This is a genomic window from Sphingomonas sp. PvP018 (assembly GCF_017876865.1).
Taxonomy (GTDB): Bacteria; Pseudomonadota; Alphaproteobacteria; order Sphingomonadales; family Sphingomonadaceae; genus Sphingomonas; species Sphingomonas aerolata.
On sequence record NZ_JAGIOU010000001.1, the window covers coordinates 2265483 to 2282100 of the forward strand.

General features: G+C 61.1%; 9 protein-coding genes and 1 pseudogene. 2 read left to right on the forward strand and 8 right to left on the reverse strand.

The features are described from left to right. Positions 1 to 3: 3 nt before the first annotated feature. On the reverse strand, positions 4 to 795 hold the full coding sequence (locus J3A66_RS09945; RefSeq protein WP_209568553.1) for a DeoR/GlpR family DNA-binding transcription regulator: 792 nt from the start codon (positions 793 to 795) through the stop codon (positions 4 to 6). 207 nt (positions 796 to 1002) lie between these two features. Continuing rightward, positions 1003 to 1437 carry a VOC family protein gene (locus J3A66_RS09950; protein WP_209568555.1) on the reverse strand — a complete coding sequence of 145 codons (435 nt, stop codon included), beginning with the start codon at positions 1435 to 1437 and terminating at the stop codon, positions 1003 to 1005. A 249-nt stretch (positions 1438 to 1686) separates the two neighbouring features. Between J3A66_RS09950 and J3A66_RS09955 the strand changes: the two genes are divergently transcribed. Continuing rightward, positions 1687 to 2154, forward strand: a complete 468-nt coding sequence (locus J3A66_RS09955; protein ID WP_281064230.1) for a GFA family protein — start codon at positions 1687 to 1689, stop codon at positions 2152 to 2154. Positions 2155 to 2728: 574 nt separating this feature from the next. On the opposite strand, the pseudogene J3A66_RS09960 reads toward J3A66_RS09955, so the two are convergent. The 3 genes and pseudogenes from J3A66_RS09960 to J3A66_RS09970 all read right to left on the reverse strand — a co-directional run bounded on the left by J3A66_RS09960 (position 2729) and on the right by J3A66_RS09970 (position 5118). Next, positions 2729 to 3289: pseudogene (locus J3A66_RS09960) on the reverse strand (recombinase family protein). A 159-nt stretch (positions 3290 to 3448) separates the two neighbouring features. Beyond that, entirely contained in the window at positions 3449 to 3676 is a 228-nt protein-coding gene (locus tag J3A66_RS09965) for a YcxB family protein (protein WP_209568559.1), read from the reverse strand. Between the two features lie 602 nt (positions 3677 to 4278). Then, a complete protein-coding gene (locus tag J3A66_RS09970; RefSeq protein WP_209568561.1) occupies positions 4279 to 5118 on the reverse strand; it encodes a class I SAM-dependent methyltransferase in 840 nt (279 codons plus the stop codon). A 1140-nt stretch (positions 5119 to 6258) separates the two neighbouring features. On the opposite strand from J3A66_RS09970, the gene J3A66_RS09975 reads away from it, so the two are divergent. Beyond that, on the forward strand, positions 6259 to 6558 hold the full coding sequence (locus J3A66_RS09975) for a hypothetical protein (RefSeq protein ID WP_235516302.1): 300 nt from the start codon (positions 6259 to 6261) through the stop codon (positions 6556 to 6558). Between the two features lie 304 nt (positions 6559 to 6862). Here the strand turns inward: J3A66_RS09975 and J3A66_RS09980 are convergent, their stop codons facing one another. The 3 genes from J3A66_RS09980 to gmd all read right to left on the reverse strand — a co-directional run bounded on the left by J3A66_RS09980 (position 6863) and on the right by gmd (position 16532). Further along, positions 6863 to 13891 (reverse strand): autotransporter outer membrane beta-barrel domain-containing protein, encoded by a 7029-nt coding sequence (locus J3A66_RS09980; RefSeq protein ID WP_348634027.1) that lies wholly within the window; start codon positions 13889 to 13891, stop codon positions 6863 to 6865. A gap of 539 nt (positions 13892 to 14430) precedes the next feature. Continuing rightward, a complete protein-coding gene (locus tag J3A66_RS09985; RefSeq protein WP_281064163.1) occupies positions 14431 to 15390 on the reverse strand; it encodes a GDP-L-fucose synthase in 960 nt (319 codons plus the stop codon). Between the two features lie 14 nt (positions 15391 to 15404). Then, entirely contained in the window at positions 15405 to 16532 is a 1128-nt protein-coding gene (gene gmd / locus J3A66_RS09990; RefSeq protein ID WP_209568566.1) for a GDP-mannose 4,6-dehydratase, read from the reverse strand. Between the last annotated feature and the right edge of the window lie 86 nt (positions 16533 to 16618).

The window sequence follows — 16618 nt, forward strand, 5'->3', positions numbered from 1 at the left end:
GGTTCAGCGCTGGCCGCGCGGGTCTTGCGGGTCGGCACGCGCGATGGTGGCGCCGGCCTTCGTCAGATCGCGCACAAGGTCGGCATCGGCGTCGTGCTCGACGACGATCTGCGTAAGGGCATCGACGCCGAGGACCCGGTGCGGGGCATGCTGGCCGAGCTTGTCGTTCGTCGCGAGGACGATCGTGCTGTGACTGCGCGCGGTCAGCGCACGTTTGAAACTGGCGTCGGCCGGGTCATAGGCACTGACGCCCCCCTCGGCGGATACCGCGCACGCGCCGAGGACACACAGGTCGATGTTGAGCCGCGCGATCGCCTCGAGCGCCGTACCATCGACGGCGCCGCCGACCATCCGGTCGATCATGCCCCCCACCACCAGCAGATCGATGTCGTCGCGATGCTGGAGTGCCGCGGCGATCGTCACCGAACTCGTCGCGATGGTCAGATTGAGATAGGACGGCAGCGTCTCAACAAGGGCGAGGTTGGAACTGCCGTTGTCGATGAAAACAAGGCTGCTCGGTTCGATGACCCGGACGGCGGCGTCAGCCAGCGCCCGCTTCCCGTGCACATCCTCGCCGACACGCTCGGCCATCGGCCTCGCCCCTTCGACGACGGGCAAGGCGCCGCCGTAGACGCGGCGACACAGGCCCTCCGCGGCAAGACCCCGCAGATCCCGCCGGATCGCATCCTCGGAAACGCCGAACTCCTTGGCAAGCGCACCAGCATGAACCGGTTCGCCCAGGAATAGACGGGCAAGGATCGTATCGCGACGGCTGGACGGGATGTCATTGGGCATCCGCTGTTCCTAGCCCTCACACCGTGCATAAACAAGATGGCTATTGATCAATCATGCATGATCGGGCATCGTGTTCACATCGGTGAGACTGATTACTCCCCATGTTCCATCTTCGCGGATGGAAGATCGGGAAGCGTACAAGCGTGCCGGCTCTCGGGCGAAGCCGCTGTCCTGTCAGGGGCTTCCGATCGGGACGGGGTAAGCGCCTCAGGTCGACCCCCTCGACTCACGGTACACAGCCTCAATATTGTTGCCGTCGGGATCATACATAAAGGCTGCATAATAGCCCTCAGGATAGCCATCCGTACGCAAACCGGGTGCGCCGTTATCCACCCCTCCCGCAGCCAGCCCATGGCGGTAAAAGTCTTCGACAGCTTCGCGCGATGTAGCGCGGAACGCCGTGTGTTGCCTCGCGCCGGTTGGATGGAAAACGTCGAGCCAGAATGCGGGATATTCGGTACCGAAAGCAACGCCTGCCAGGTCGGCGTCGCCCTCGTCCGCCGGCCCCATAGTCGCGTTGATCCGCATGACGACTTTAGCCCCGAGGGGGCGAAGTGCTGCTTCGTAGAATCGCGCAGATCGAACGATGTCAGTGACACCGATGCCGGTATGATCAAGGAGCCCATTCGATGCGTCTGCCATCGGATCTCTCCACCAGATTGCTGCTTGTTGTCTTATAAGATCATGCCCGGCAAAATCGTCGCTTCGCAAGCTCGACTGGGTTCGTCGCGCTTCCCAAAGTGCCTAATCTTCGGCAAGGACGCCGCGTTCGGTGTGGCTAGCTACGCCTCCTCCCCCTCAAATGCTGCCGTTCCGCTTGCCGCTCCGCCCCGAATATTCCGCGTCGTCCCCATTGCGAATGGTCGGCCGATATGAAATTCTCGATTGATGATGACCAGCACTGGAGGATGTCAGTGTGGCGCGGTGCGGTTCCGGATTGACGCTGATCTGGAAGACGCCTCCATCTGCCATTGTCGAATGTGTCAGAAGGCAACGGGCGGACTGTTCGGGCCTTATGTCGGAGCGCCCCTGTCTGCTGTGACCTGGACCCGCGGTCAGCCCGGTCATTTTCAAAGTTCGAATAAGGCTCGTCGTGGGTTTTGCCGGAATTGTGGCACGCCGCTCACCTTCGAATATGGTGAGGGAAGCATCAGTTTCACGCTTGGTGCCATGGACGAACCGCGCCTGGTCCATCTGACCGAACAACTTGCTTCGTCCGAGCGCATCGCCGACGTTCAGGCATTGGCGAATCTCCCCGAACACCCGCTAGATGAGCCACGAGCGGCGGCGCATCTGGCAGGAATTAGATCCCTTCAGCATCCTGACCATGATACCGTTGCGTGGCCACCGAAGACATAGACCGCGGTCCGCTTTCTTGCGGCTCCGATCCGTCGCTTGACGCAGCAGAGCATGCGCCTGCAATCTGCTGACACTTCCCGAGACGTAAGGACACGACGATGGTTCTCATGTTGGCGCTCCTGCTCGCAGCACCGCAAGGATGCATCGATACACGCCGCGAATGCCGCGCCTGCACGACGACCGATGGCAAGCAGCGTTGCTCGAACCCGGGCATCGCGTGCCAGCCTCTGACCCGCCTGTGTCGCCCGAACACCGACATGGCCGCCGCGGAACGCCCAAAGACTGCAAAGCCACGAGCGGGGCAGCAGCCAGAAAAGCGATAGGACAGCACTCGGCTGCTCCCGGAGGACGGCATGCCACGGTCTGCCCCTGTCATGGAGGTCCGGCCTCGGCGTCGAAGGGTGAAGCGTGTCCTTTGACACGACAATCTGCCCCCTCAGGTCAGAACGTATCGCGATCTGCCAAAACAGGTGACAGGCCTTTTGACCGATCAACCGGGTTTTTAACACCGGTTTGTCCGGTGTGATTCAGTTAGGCTCCCCCTTACGACACGTCGATTGCGGGAAGGTCGGCTTCAGGCTCTCGATGCCGCAGCGGTCAGTGCCCGGTAGAACGTGGCATGGTGGCACTTGAGCAGCTTGGCAGCTTCGCGCACCGAGGTGCCCTCGTTCACGAAACGCTCGCCTAGTGCGATCTGGTCAAGTGGGGGCTTGGCGGGCGCTCGAAGCGGACTTCCCTCGCCTTGGCGACCACCCGCCCACTGCTAGTCGGTTGGTGGATGAGTTCGCGCTCAAACTCGGCGGCGCCGGCGAACACGGTTAGTACCATGCGACCTGCTGGCGAAGTCGTAACTGCCCAAGGCTCGGCTAGCGAGCGTAGGCCCGCCCCACATCCTTCAACTTTTCAAAGACATCGAGCAGATGGCGAGTGGAGCGTGCCAGCCTGTCCAGCCGCGTCACCACCACCATGTTATCGTCGCGCTGCTGCTCAATCATCTTGATCAGCTCGGGCCGGTCCCGCCTCGCACCAGATACCTTTTCCTCGAATGTCCGCTTGCACCCCGCCTGTTTCACGCGTCGCGTTGCAGCCGGAATTTTTGGTCATCGGTGGACACACGGACATAGCCGATCAGCATGTCGCGTAATTGCATCGAAAACCGCCGGCCATGCAGCACACTTTTGCGACATTAGCTCCTAAGAGAAAACGAGCGCTTGGCGCTCTGTTGCAAAACGTAGCACTTCCGCGACAAGGTCACGTCCGCCTTCGCCCAATAGCGGACATCGGCGCAGCTGGTTCAACCGCGATAGGCCATAATGCTCGCCACTTCGTCAGCGGACAGGATTCGTTTGGGAATGAAGTTGAACAAAGCGTCGCTTTGAAGAAGCACGATAGCCTTCTGGTTTTCAGCTATCCGAATGAAATCGCCCCAGAGAAACCTTGAGGATCCTCTTCCAGACTCGAACGATATGCCCTCATCGCCCCATTGAATCGCCACCTCATCATGCAAAGCCTTCTGTTGCATGAATACGCGCCGGACACGTCAAGGAAGAAGAATCTAGTGCAACGCTAAGATAAGGCTTAGGATTAAGGTCCAGAACAGAACCCCGCCAAGGAAGGTAAGCACTTTAGCATCTGCTGGCTCATCCCATACGAGCGTAACAGCGATTATGCCGAACACAAAACTGCCAAGCACGTAGCTTTTCAGCATGCGGCGCGTTCGTAAGGATGACCGAGAGTAGGCGCGGTTCGCAGCGACTAGATCACTGTCGATCGGTTGAAAGGTTACTGACGGCATTCCCGTTTATCGCCACTTAATGCGCGTGTTGCAATGTCCGCTTTTCATCAAGTCGAGCCGTTCCGCTAACGCCCATTTGCAAACACTTCCGTGCCGACGTGGGTTACCCAATAGCTCCCATTCGCTCAGCCTGTTATGTTTTGTGGCCTGAAAGACTAGCACCCCGTCGCTACTCGCTATGATCGATGCCCGACTGTCTCCTTCTCCGCTATCGTTGCACCGTCATCCTCTGGCTCTGATCAATGAGTCCTGAGCGGAAGGCCGAAGCATGAGCGTATATGTCGGCGACGTCCGCCACTGATTCATCGTCCACCTAGCGTGTCTAACAATTATGGCTTTTCAAGAACCGCGAAGAACTCAAGAGAACTAAAACGGGTATCATAGACCGCAGTGGGCCGAAGTGGACTACGTCCGGATAAATACAAGCCGTTACAGATGGCCTGGAAATTAGATGGTGTAAAATGGAAGGCGTGAACGTCACGGTATTTACCTGCTCTGTAGCTTTCGATCGCCGGCTCGCAATCCGCTTTGTTCATGCCTTGGTGCGTTACGCGGTTTCCATGAAAACCAAGCCAATGCTTCATCGGAATACTGTGTGCAAGGTTATAATAGGAATCCCGAATCGCACGTTCCACATTTGCTGACGGACCATTATCCGCGGCTCCCAAGACATCTTCAATGGTCGATGCCTTTAAGAAGTGATCAAAACAATATCTTTTATCGGGTATAACGAGATAATAGCGGCCACCTGGTTTTAGGAGGCGGCAAACATCCACTAAATGCTTAATCAGATCATGCTGATGTTCGATAACATGCGCGCTAAATACGGCGTCGAACGGGCCGGGAATGATTGAAAGGTCACCACTATCGGAAACAAAGTCGATAACGGGGCACCCCGCAGGATCGTGCCCTTCCTCAACCGCTCGTTTACGAAGTCCGGCTTGATCAAGAACGTCAAAGTAAGCCGTTCCTTCGCCAACCATCTGCGGGTTTTCGAACGGTCCAATTTCAAGCACCGATTTCAGTTTGGGAATAGTTTCGAGAAACGCCGACCGAGCGATTGGTGGTAATAACGTGTCTCGCCGACGCTTAGCGGAGCCCACCATCGAGACAATCGTCGCAACGGGACTGACGATAGTTCTTTTGAGAAACGTTTTAGCATTCTGCATGTATCGTATCCCGTTTTGAAAATTTTCAGGCCACGCGGATTCTATATATCACGTCATATACGTTTTATCGGAACAACAAATTGGTCAGTATTTCGCCAGATTTAATGAAATCTTAAAGTTATTTAAACCTTAAGACTCTACCTTATCTTTTGGTATTGAACCAGACATAGCTTTGATCGAAAATAGCCACGTCATCTCGATTTTTAATCGACCCGCCCCCCGCGCTACGCCTCAAATATTTGTTGGCGAGGTTTTAATGAATAAATTTGTGTTAATTACCCAATAGCCGCTTTATTTCATATCGTCAACACGCACACAATTGTCTTGGCTTGACCATCCTGCAAGTCGTTCGTGAGGTCAGCGGTCGATCCTCCGAAACTCTAATTCCATTAGCTTGCGTCGTCGTCGCCGAATATGCGAACGCGACCATGAATCATTTTCATTTCGGAACGCGATGAACGAATACGCCCTCCGGCTTTGACGATAATCTCTTTTGCCACGGTTCAGCTGCGCCGCCACAGATTCCCAAGACGAATAGATGCCAAGACCGCTGCCCGTGAAAGTCTCCCGAAGATGCCTTCATAAAACAGGATTGTCTGCATCGGAGCGTCAATCCTCCCGAACTGGCTCTTACGCCGTGGCTGGCCTGTACCGGGCACGACTCAATCAAAGCCACGAGGAGCGACCGAAAGCGCTGAACCCATCAAAGCACGAAGCGTTTGTTTTGCGGTTGCTGGCGGAGTCGCCGAGGCATTTAAAATCCGTTGCGACCACGTAATGAAATTTCGAGCGGCTAGGGATCCGGTCCGCCGGAGTGGCGATACGCTAGGGCAGACCAGTTTGCCGTGTCCAGCGGGGAGGTGCTAACCGCTCCGCAAGACGACGAAACACTGGCCCTCCATGCCCGGCAACGAGCAGATATGACAGGAGACGGGGGTTGGGTCGTACGGCGATTATTTTTGTGACTATTGCCGGGTTTCAACCCGTTGCGTCGGATACGTAGGCCGGTGCGGCTAATGCAGCGGTACGATCCGATCTCAGTTCGAAGCTGAGAGCGGGCAATCTATGCAACCATGCCTTGTGCCAAACGGCTCGTTCACGCATTCGCCCCGTATGAACTTGCCACAGCTATACCACTCGATGATCCTATGGATTGGAGACGGAACCGGGCTTCCGGATGCGATACTTCACATTCACGCTGGTCTGACGATCCTCATGGTCGTCAGGCTCATTAGCCGACGATCGCTGGGTACCTTCATTCCGTTCGCATTTGTCATCGTGGCAGAGTTGGCCAATGAGATGATGGATTACCTGAATTACGGTATGCGCTGGGCAGATACGGTTTCTGACCTGGGCAACACGTTCTTCTGGCCATTCGTCATCAGCCTTGCCGTTCGCCTGCGGCCAATGAGCCGCAGCGATTATCGGCAACCTCTCTGATGCGTCAGATCTGCCCTGACGCGTCCTTTGCCGTGCAGCACCTCGGCCGGTAGGTCTGAGGGTTGCTGACGTGCTCCCCATTTTCATGCCGCTAATAACTTTAGCTTCGATGTCCATATGCCCTTGGCGGAGGCGGTTAGTAAACTCAGCGGTTGCAAGCCCGCCGAGGCTACTGTGCAGACGCACGTTGCTCTAGCCCGTCCGCCATGCCTAAGGCCCACTAAACAGTTGAGGCTGGATCCCGGCAGGCAGCGGCAGGCAAATGGCTACATGTCGACACATCGACATGTAGCCATCCTCAGTATCAGAACCGCAGCCGCACGCCCGTCGCGATGCTCTCGCGGTGGTCGTCCTGGCCGGTCTGCGCTTCGACCGTCGAGAACAGCTCGACGCCGCTCGGCAGGCGGTATGCGACGCCGGCCGATGCCGTACCGGTCACCCGTGCGCGCGGGGCGCCCAGCGCGGTCAGCGTCAGCGGTGCACCGGCATAGCCTGCGACCGCATCGGCCCGCTTCCCTTCGATCCGGGTGCGGGCGCCGAACCCGACATAGGGACGCAACGCGGCGTCGGACGCCTCGCTGCGCGCGAACGTTACGCCGGCATCGGCAAAGCCCGTGACATGGCGGTCGCGCGCCACGGTCAGGGCGAACGGCCCGCCGGCCTCGCCCACCCGGTCTCGGGTGGTGCGCAGATAGGTCACGCCGACCTTCGGGGTCAGCGTCCAGTCGTCCGCCATGGCCAGCGCATAGCCGACCGACAGGTCGGTCGCCCAGCTGTGCAGGCCATAGCGCCCGGTTGCGCTGCTCGCCCCCGGCAGCGCGCGCGTGGTGCGGGCATCGCCGCCATCATACAGGATCGACGCGCCGATCCGGATATTGCCTGCTGCATAGCGGCCGTGGACGCCTGCGACGACACCATCGGTGCTGGTCGCAGCGCCAAGGGCAGTGATCCGCTGGCGGCTGTCGAGATAGCCCGCAAATGCGCCGACCGACCAGTCACGGTTGCCGATGCCGACCCCGCCGAGGAAGCCGTAACCGCTGCTGCGGGCCTTCGCGGTACCCGCGTCGCGATCGGCACCGAGCGTGTGCCACTGCGCGATCCCTTGCGCGAAGGTGAAGAGGCCGACGTCCTCCCGGTCGGTGGTCGCAAAGCCCGGTCCGCGTGCGACGTCGGTCAGGCTCAGCGTCTGGTCGACGCCCATCTGCGTCGCCGAGGCATAGGCTTCGGGCGTCAATTGCGCGAACGCCTGGCTGTTCGATGCGCCGCTCGTCGTCAGCAGTGCGGGCAGGGCCGCGAACAGCGTACTGGTCGCCGGCTGCACCTGGATCGCGGCATTGGCATAGTCGATGCTGCGCGCGACCTGCGGGTTGAACGCGGGATCGCCGAGGAACTGCCCCAGCAGCTGGATCCGGTCGGCACGCTGCACAACGAAGCCGAACAGCGAGGCCGACTTGTCGATCGTCGTATAGCTACCGTTGATCCCGCCGCTTGCGACGATCAGGTCGTAGGACGTGCCCGGCCGGATCGCACCTTCCGCGACGATGCGGAGCGTCGACCCCGACGCGATCGAAAGCCCACCATTGATCACGAGCTTGTCGGCCACGGTCGGCGTGATCTCGAACAGCGACACCGATCCGCTCGCAAGCGAGACGTTGCCCGTCACCGTCATCGTACCCGGCGAAGCCCCTGGGCTGAGCGTGCCGGCGACCGCGATATTGCCGATCACCGACCCGGCCGACCCGAAGGTCGCGCCCGAGCGTACCGCGATCTGCGCCGCGCGGATTGTCGATCCGGCCAGGCCGACAAGTCGACCACCCGACATGTCGACACTATTCAGCGATGCATCGCCGGCGATCGTCGCATAGCCTGCGGTCATGCCGAACGCCTCGACATTCGCGATCGAGCCGAATGCGACCGGTGCCGCGGCGCTGCCGCCCGATACCAGGATCGCGTCCGTACCAGCCCCGCCGTCGATCGACCCTGCGAACCTGCCCGCAACCGTGAAGCGGTTATCGGCTGCCCCGAACACGACTGGAGCCGTGAGCGACGCCCCCGAGCCGATCGTCAGGTTGGTCGCAGCACTGACGCGCTCATAGGTCTGAGCGCCCGTCAGCGTCAGCGTGCCACTGCCTTCGCCGTTCAGGATCTCGAAGTCGCGCAGCATGTCGGCGCCGAGCGTGCGGTCGCCCGCCAGTTCGAGCGTCGCCGTGTCGGTCCCGGCTCCACCCGAGACGGTGCCGAGTAGCGTACCGCCTGCCGTCAGGCGGAAGCCGTCATTGCCTGCACCGAGATCGATCGTTCCGGCCAGCGTGCCGCCCGGTGCGACGACGACGCTCTGCGCGTCGTCGCCGAACGTCAGCGCAGTGCCGGCGGTCCCGAGCGTTCCCGTCACGGTCAGCGCGCCACCTGCAAGCGCGATGCGCTCGAAGCCCGTTGCCGTGCCCGTCAGGGTGACCGGCGCGTTTGCAGTGAAGCGCAACAGGTCGGAGCCTGCCCCGCCCATGTAAAGCCCGCCTGCACGCGTCGCGCCGAGCGCCAGTTCGTCGTTGCCGGCGCCAAGCGAGACCATGGCGACATCGCCGTCGACCGCCAGCGTCTCGGCCGCGTCTGAGCCCGTCACGGTGCCGACGACGAAGCCACCCAGCGCGAGGTTGAGGCCGGTGCCGGCGAGTGCGATCGACTGGAAGCCCTGATCGAGTGTCAGCGCCAGCGTACCACTGCCCTCGACGCTCAAGCGCTCGAAGTTGCTGCGTTGGCCGATGCCGCTGCGGTTGCCGGCGAGCGTGACACCATACAGGTCCTCGCCCGCGCCGCCATCAACGCCGCCCGCGACGCTGCTGCCGGTGCCTTCGACGAAGCGGTCATTGCCGGCGCCGAGCAGGACGGCGCCCTGGATCGTGCCGGTGTTGACGACGCGGTCGTCGCCCGCGCCCAGGTCGACGCTGCCGGCGATCGTGCCCGCATTGGTCACGCTTTCCGCCGCCTCTCCGCCGGTGATCGTCACTGTGCCTGCGCTGGTGAGGACCTGTCCGGCCGCGACCGTCACATCGCCGCCCGACACGCCGATCGTGTCGAAGCGGAAAGTCCCCGAATAGGCGACATTGCCGCTGCCGACCTGTGTGAAGCGCTCGAAATTGACGAACTGGTCGCCATTGACCGCGCCACCCACGGTCGCATCGACGATCAGGCCGTCATTGCCCTCGCCCGCATCGACGGTGCCGACCAGCACCGCATCCGCGCGCTGCAGGAAGCTGTCGTCGCCCGCGCCGAGCAGGACATTGCCCTCGATCCGGCCGCGGTTCTCGATGCTGTCGTTGCCGTCGCCGAGATCGACCGACCCGAAGATCGCACCGGTGTTGACGATCCGGTCGTCGGCGCCGCCCCAGATCTGGATCGCACCGGCCAGGCTGGTGCCGTCAAGCGGGTAGCCGTTCGCCAGCACGCTGCCGGTGCCGCCCCGGATCGTGCCGCTGTTGGTCAGGTCGAGCGCGGTGCCCGATACGAGCAGCGCGACTGCGGACGTGCCGGTCGCCTGGATCGTCCCGCTGTTGGTGATCGTCCCGGTCACATTGGTCCCGGTTTCCAACAGCAGGCCGGCCGCCGGAATGGTATAGGTGTAGCGCGTGCCGTCCCAATCCTGATAGGTCTGGGTCAGGCCGTTGCCGGTCGCCTCGATCGTTCCGGTATTGGCGATCGCGTAGGTCGAGCCTACCGTCGAGGCGAACCTGTCCTGCATGTACAGCCGCGCGGCAACGCCGCCTTCTCCGCTCGCGGTGACGGTACCGTCATTGGTCAGCGTGACCGCGCTCGGGCCGCCGAAATAGTAATCGCTGCCGGTCGAGATCACTAGCGCGGTGCCAGCGGCGGACGTGATCGTGCCGCTATTGGCGACTGCGATTGTGACGGGGGCGGTCTGGTCGAGAACCGTGGTGGCCGATATCGCGAGTCCGCCCGTGATCGTGCCGCTGTTGGTTGCGGTGAGGCCGTCGAGGCCATAGCCTTCCAGGCTTGCGGTGTAATAGTCGCCCGACGAGGCGATCGCGCCGCTGTTGTCGAAGGACAATGTTCCCGACGAAACGCCTTGGTAAACTGCGTTCGACACAAGCGATTCTGCGCCGACCGTGCCGCTATTGGTGAAGGCGTAAACCGCGCCGCTCACGCCACCCGAGATCGTGCCCCGGTTGACGAACGCGGCCAGCCCGTTGGTCTGTGCCAGCCCGGCCGTGCTGATCGGAAGATAGGTCCACGCGGCGCCATCGATGGTCGCCTCGTTGACGATCGTGCCGTCGCCCCGGAGGTACAGGTCATTTGTGACAGGGTTCGCCGCGGTCAACGTCACGCGGGTGTCGATGCCGAGCGCCTCGACGTAATCGGCTTCGAAATTGATCCCCGTCCGCTGGTCGAGCGCGATGCTGTCGCTGGCGTTGCGCGACCAGCCGAAGATGTCGAAGCCGGCGCCGCCATCGATCGTCCCGCTCACCCCGGTCGCAGCGCCGGTCTGAAGAAACATGTCGGTGCTCGACCCGAAGGTCACGTTGCCGGTGACCATGCCGCCATCCGCGACGTAGACGGCGCTCGAATAGGCGTAGGGCGACGTCGCCGCGACATCGCCGATGATCGTGCCGCGGTTGACGATCGTCCCGCCGCTCGAGAGGTCGATCGCGGTCAGCCCGCTGATCGTCCCGGTCGTCTCGTTGGTCAGTACGCCGCGATAGCCCAACGTGACGGCGGTCGCCTTGCGGCTCTCGATCGTGCCGCTGTTGGTGATCTGCACGGGGCTATAATAATAGCTGCCCTGCACGGCAGTACCGTCGACCCGGATCGTGCCGCTGTTGGCCAGTGTCGTGAAGGCCGTCACGCCGATTGCGCCCGCACCGGTGCCGGAAATATCCGTGCCAGAAATATCCGTGATCGTGCCCGAATTGACGATGTCGCGCGCACCGCTGATCGCCGTGCCGCCTCCGCTCAGGGTGATCGTGCCGCTGTTGGTAACACTGTTCCCGCCGCTGATCGCGACTGCCGGATAATAGCGGCCGGCCGCATTGGCGACGGTGATCGTGCCGCTGTTTGTGACCTCAGCGGTGCCTGCGGCGATCGCCGCCAGCGTCGAATAGAAGTTGGTCTGCGTGGTCGTGGTCAGCGCCAGCGTGCCCGCGTTGGTGATCGTCAGCGCCTGTGCCGGTCCGGCGGTGCCCATGGTCAGCTGGTCGACCGTCAGGATCCCGGTATCGATCAGCGTGCGATCGGTCGCCGAGATCGTCCCGTTCAGCGTCACCGATCCGTTGCCGGTCAGCCCGATCGTGGTGGCAAACGGCGTCGCGGCGATCAGCGTCAGCGCCGCGGCGTCGGTCAGTTCATAGGCGAGACCCTCGAACCCGCCGGTCAGTGCCAGCGCCGCGCTGGCATCGGCATTGACCCGGTAGCGCAGCGTATCATAGCCGGCGCCCGCATCGACCCCGCCGATCGCCCCCGCCAGCGGTCGCGTGCCTGTGCTCGCCAGGTCGACGACGAGCATATCGTCACCGCCACCCAGCCGGATCGCGCCGGTCACGGTGCCGCCCGCGTCGACGAACACATCGTTGCTCGAATCGAAGCTGTAGGGCGAAACGAGGTTCACCGTACCGGCGATCTGGCCGGCGTTGACGATTGCGACGGACGATCCGGTGCCGCTCACCGCCGCGGTCCCGCCCGTGATCGTGCCCGACGCGGCGTTGATCAGCGTCGTGCCATATCCCAGCAAAACGCCCGTGGTACCGCCTGTTATCGTACCCGTGTTGACCAGTCGTCCGCTCGACAGCGACACGCCGGTGGTCGCGCCGATGATCGTCCCGTCGTTGGTTGATCCGCTGAAACCCCCGCCGGAAATCGTCGCGCCGATGCCCGCGGTCGAACGAATCGTCCCGCTATTGGCCAGCGTGCCATAGACGACCGCAGCGCCGGTCCCCGTTGCCGTTATCACGCCGCTGTTGGTCAGCGTCGTATAGGCCTGCACGCCCGAGCCGCCATTGGCGGTGATCGTGCCCGAGTTGGTTACGGTCGCCGGCGTGCCCACGGCAAACAGGCCGGTGCCGCTGAGCGATGCGGTGATCGACCCCTGGTTGGTGAAGTCGAGACCATAGGACGAGAATGCCGCGATCACGGCCTGCCCGTTGGTCACCAGCGCGGCCTGGTTGACGAGCGCGCCCGTGCCGCTGACCGATACACCCGTACCAGACGTGAAGCCCGCGGCCAGCGTCGCGACCGCATTGTTGCTCAGGTCGAAGCCGAACAGCTCGAAATTGGTCGGCAGCACCGCACGGGTGAACACCGCATCTACATCGACGCCGAACGCCAGCGTATCGCTTCCCGCTCCACCATCGATCGTTCCGGTGATTGAGGCGATCCGGCCGGTCGCGGCGTCATAGCGCGCGCGCAGCGTGTCGTTGCCTGCGCCAAGAGTCAGATTACCATTAATGATGCCCAGGCGCGTGTCGATCGTGCTGCCAAATCCGGATCCTGCCGTCGAGATGACCGATCCGTTGATCGTGCCGGCGTTAACCAGTGACAGCGCACCGCTAGTGTTGATCGCGGTTGTACTGCCTCCGATCACCGCATCCGCGGCGTTGTTGACGTATAGAAAACCGATGCTGCTCAGGGTCGTGGCTTGGCCGTTCGAGACGATCCGGCCAGTGTTGATAACATTCGTCCCCTGTACGCTCGATGCGAGGGCGGCAATATTGCCCCCATCGATCGTCCCGGCGTTGGTGATGTAAGAGACGGCGCCGCTGATCCCGCCGATCAGTCCGGTTGCACGGTTGGTGATCGACATTGACCCGATGCCCGCCGACGGGTCCATGAGTATGGCAGGACCTGCCGTGCCGGTAATTGTACCTGCATTGTCGATCGATGCGGAGACATATCCGCTGGTGTTGCTGGGATCACGTCGCAGTAGGATACCCTGCGCACCGGTAATCCTGCCGCCTTGAGCGATCGAGACATTCGCGCTGGAAGATGGATAGGTCGTGTAGGTGGAACCAGGCGTGCAATAGTTGACCGAGGCGCCCGCATACGGGTCGACACATACAGTGGTGAACGGCGCTGCAGTGGTCACGAACAACCCCGCTTTCCCGGCCCCGCCATCGATCAGCCCGTCGACCTGAAAGACGGCGCTGCTCGAGTTGCTCGTGATTGCGGCCGTTGCACTGCCCGGCTGTACGATCGCCCCGCTTGGCACGATGACGCGCGTATTGAAGGTCGTTACCGAAAGTCCGTCTGTGTCGGTGCCCGCGCAGGTCGTGGTGCTGTTGGCTGCCGTAGGATCGGGCGCGCATTGTGCGAATGCTGGGCCTGCCACCAAAAACGTCGCCACGATCGCGCTTGTCTGTAGCGCACACATACGCACGCGCCGCTTCCGCGACGTCATTTCCCCGACCTTCATGCATTCCCCCGTCTTCTGTTGGCGAACGCTAGCTTTGCCCCCCACCCGTGTCCATGGGGTATACTGTGCCAAAGATGCTGAAAATCTTTAAAGGGCCTCACAATCGCCAGTTTGGGACTTTGCGTTGCACGTGGGGCACAGTTGTCGGCTTCACAGGCAACCACGACATCCCGGGAAGGTTAATGGTAATCGTCAAAAGTGTTCGTCTTTGTGAATCGCCAAGTCCGGCACTTCTGTAGGGTGCGGCCGACGTCGTGAATTTCGAACAGCGACGAACCTATCGAGCGTGTTTCCGGCGCGACGGGCGCTTTATTTTCCGCATGGCTATGGTTAAAACGGGTGCACAGGCTGATCATTGCACAACGGCGACACTTCACCACCCAATGGCGGCGACTGCTGCTATGCGTCCAAATGCCGATGGGATAGAAGTGAAGAGGGGGGCGTTACCCCTCTCGTTATGCGGGCGGTTGGGGGGCTGCCACGTTCGCAAGGAACCAGGCGTAGGTTTCCTTGACGCCTTCGGTGAGCGCGACGGAGGGCTTCCACCCCATTGCCGTCAGCCTTCCTGAGTCCATCAATTTGCGCATCGTTCCGTCCGGCTTCGATGCGTCGAAGGCGATCCGTCCGGTAAAGCCGGTCACACCCGCCACCAGATGCGCAAGGTCGTTGATCGTGACATCCTCGCCGTAGCCCACGTTGATGTGGCTCAGCATCGGCTGGGTGTTCGCCTCGTACGTTTTCTTGTCGAGATCGAACACGAACAGCGAGGCCTCCGCCATATCGTCAACGTGAAGAAATTCGCGCCAAGGCTTCCCCGTGCCCCAGATCACTACTTCTTTGGCGCCGCTGACCGCCGCTTCGTGAAAGCGGCGGATCAGGGCCGGCATTACATGGCTGTTCTCAGGATGAAAATTGTCGCCCGGGCCATAGAGATTGGTCGGCATGACGCTGCGATAGTCGGTACCGTATTGGCGGTTATAACTTTCGCACAGCTTGATCCCGGCGATCTTGGAGACCGCATACGGCTCGTTTGTCGGCTCGAGAACCCCCGTGAGCAACGCATCCTCGCGCATCGGCTGTTCGACCGCACGCGGGTAGATGCACGAGGAACCTAGGAATAACAGGCGCCGCACCCCGGCGACATAGGCCTGATGAACCACATTGGCCTCGATCATCAGGTTTTGATAGATGAACTCGGCCGGATAGGTATTGTTGGCATGGATGCCACCGACCTTGGCGGCCGCCAGTACGACGCCATCCAGCTTTTCGCTCGCGAAGAACGCTCTCACGGCGGCTTGGTCAGTCAGATCAAGTTCGGCATGAGTACGCGTCACTACCTCTGCGCCGCGCTCTCGTAATTTACGCGAGATCGCTCCGCCTACCATGCCACGATGGCCGGCCACATAGATGCGCATGGGATGCTTTTCCATCAGCCTTCGACCGAAACCGGAAGCTCATAGCCGTGCGCCTTGAGCAGGGCATGACGCTTTGACGTGTGAAGATCTGCAGCGACCATCTCCGCACACATCTCCTGCACACTGATCTCGGGCACCCAACCGAGCCTATCCTTAGCTCGGGTCGGATCGCCGAGCAGAGTCTCTACTTCGGCGGGGCGGAAATAGCGCGGATCGATACGAATGAGAATATCGCCTGCCTTGACCGCGGGGGCATCATCCCCCTCGACCTTCTCGACGATGCCGACTTCGTCGACGCCCTCACCCTCGAAACGCAGCGTGATGCCGAGATGTGCGGCCGACCAGGTGATGAATTCCCGCACCGAAAATTGCACGCCGGTGGCAATGACGAAGTCTTCAGCCTGCTCCTGCTGCAGCATCATCCATTGCATGCGGACATAGTCCTTGGCATGACCCCAATCGCGCAAGGAATCGATATTGCCCATGAACAGGCCAGTCTCCAGGCCCTGTGCGATGTTGGCGAGACCACGGGTGATCTTGCGGGTTACGAACGTCTCACCGCGGCGCGGACTCTCGTGGTTAAACAGTACCCCGTTGCAGGCATATATGCCGTATGCCTCGCGGTAGTTAACCGTGATCCAGTACGCATAGAGCTTAGCCACCGCATAGGGCGAGCGCGGATAGAAAGGCGTCGTCTCCTTCTGAGGGGTTTCCTGAACGAGGCCGTAAAGTTCCGAGGTCGATGCTTGATAGAAGCGCGTCTTTTTTTCTAGCCCCAGGAAACGGATTGCCTCGAGCAGGCGCAGCGTGCCAAGTCCATCGACGTCTGCGGTATATTCAGGTGCTTCGAAGCTGACCGCAACATGGCTCTGTGCGCCTAGATTGTAGACTTCGTCAGGCTGAACCTCGCTTAGGATGCGGGTGAGGTTCGACGTGTCCGAAAGATCCCCGTAGTGCAGCTTCAGGTTAGGCTGGGGGGCGTGCGGATCCTGGTAGATATGATCAATGCGCTGCGTGTTGAACAGCGAGGCTCGGCGCTTTATGCCGTGAACCTCATAGCCCTTTTCAAGCAGGAGCTCAGCCAGATAGGATCCATCCTGCCCAGTGACGCCCGTAATGAGGGCTACTTTCTTACCGCTCAATGCAATTTCCTCCGTGTAATATTTTAGCCACCGATATGATTCGAGATAAGCCGCGTACTTAACTCTGCGTTGAGTATATTCTGCGC

Bases quoted from the DNA above. Each gene is read 5' to 3' on its own strand.
- J3A66_RS09950 (WP_209568555.1), bottom strand. From the start codon at position 1,437: ATGGCAGACGCATCGAATGGGCTCCTTGATCATACCGGCATCGGTGTC.
- J3A66_RS09945 (WP_209568553.1), bottom strand. From the start codon at position 795: ATGCCCAATGACATCCCGTCCAGCCGTCGCGATACGATCCTTGCCCGT.
- J3A66_RS09975 (WP_235516302.1), top strand. From the start codon at position 6,259: ATGATCCTATGGATTGGAGACGGAACCGGGCTTCCGGATGCGATACTT.
- J3A66_RS09985 (WP_281064163.1), bottom strand. From the start codon at position 15,390: ATGCGCATCTATGTGGCCGGCCATCGTGGCATGGTAGGCGGAGCGATC.
- J3A66_RS09965 (WP_209568559.1), bottom strand. From the start codon at position 3,676: ATGCAACAGAAGGCTTTGCATGATGAGGTGGCGATTCAATGGGGCGAT.
- J3A66_RS09955 (WP_281064230.1), top strand. From the start codon at position 1,687: ATGACCAGCACTGGAGGATGTCAGTGTGGCGCGGTGCGGTTCCGGATT.
- J3A66_RS09970 (WP_209568561.1), bottom strand. From the start codon at position 5,118: ATGCAGAATGCTAAAACGTTTCTCAAAAGAACTATCGTCAGTCCCGTT.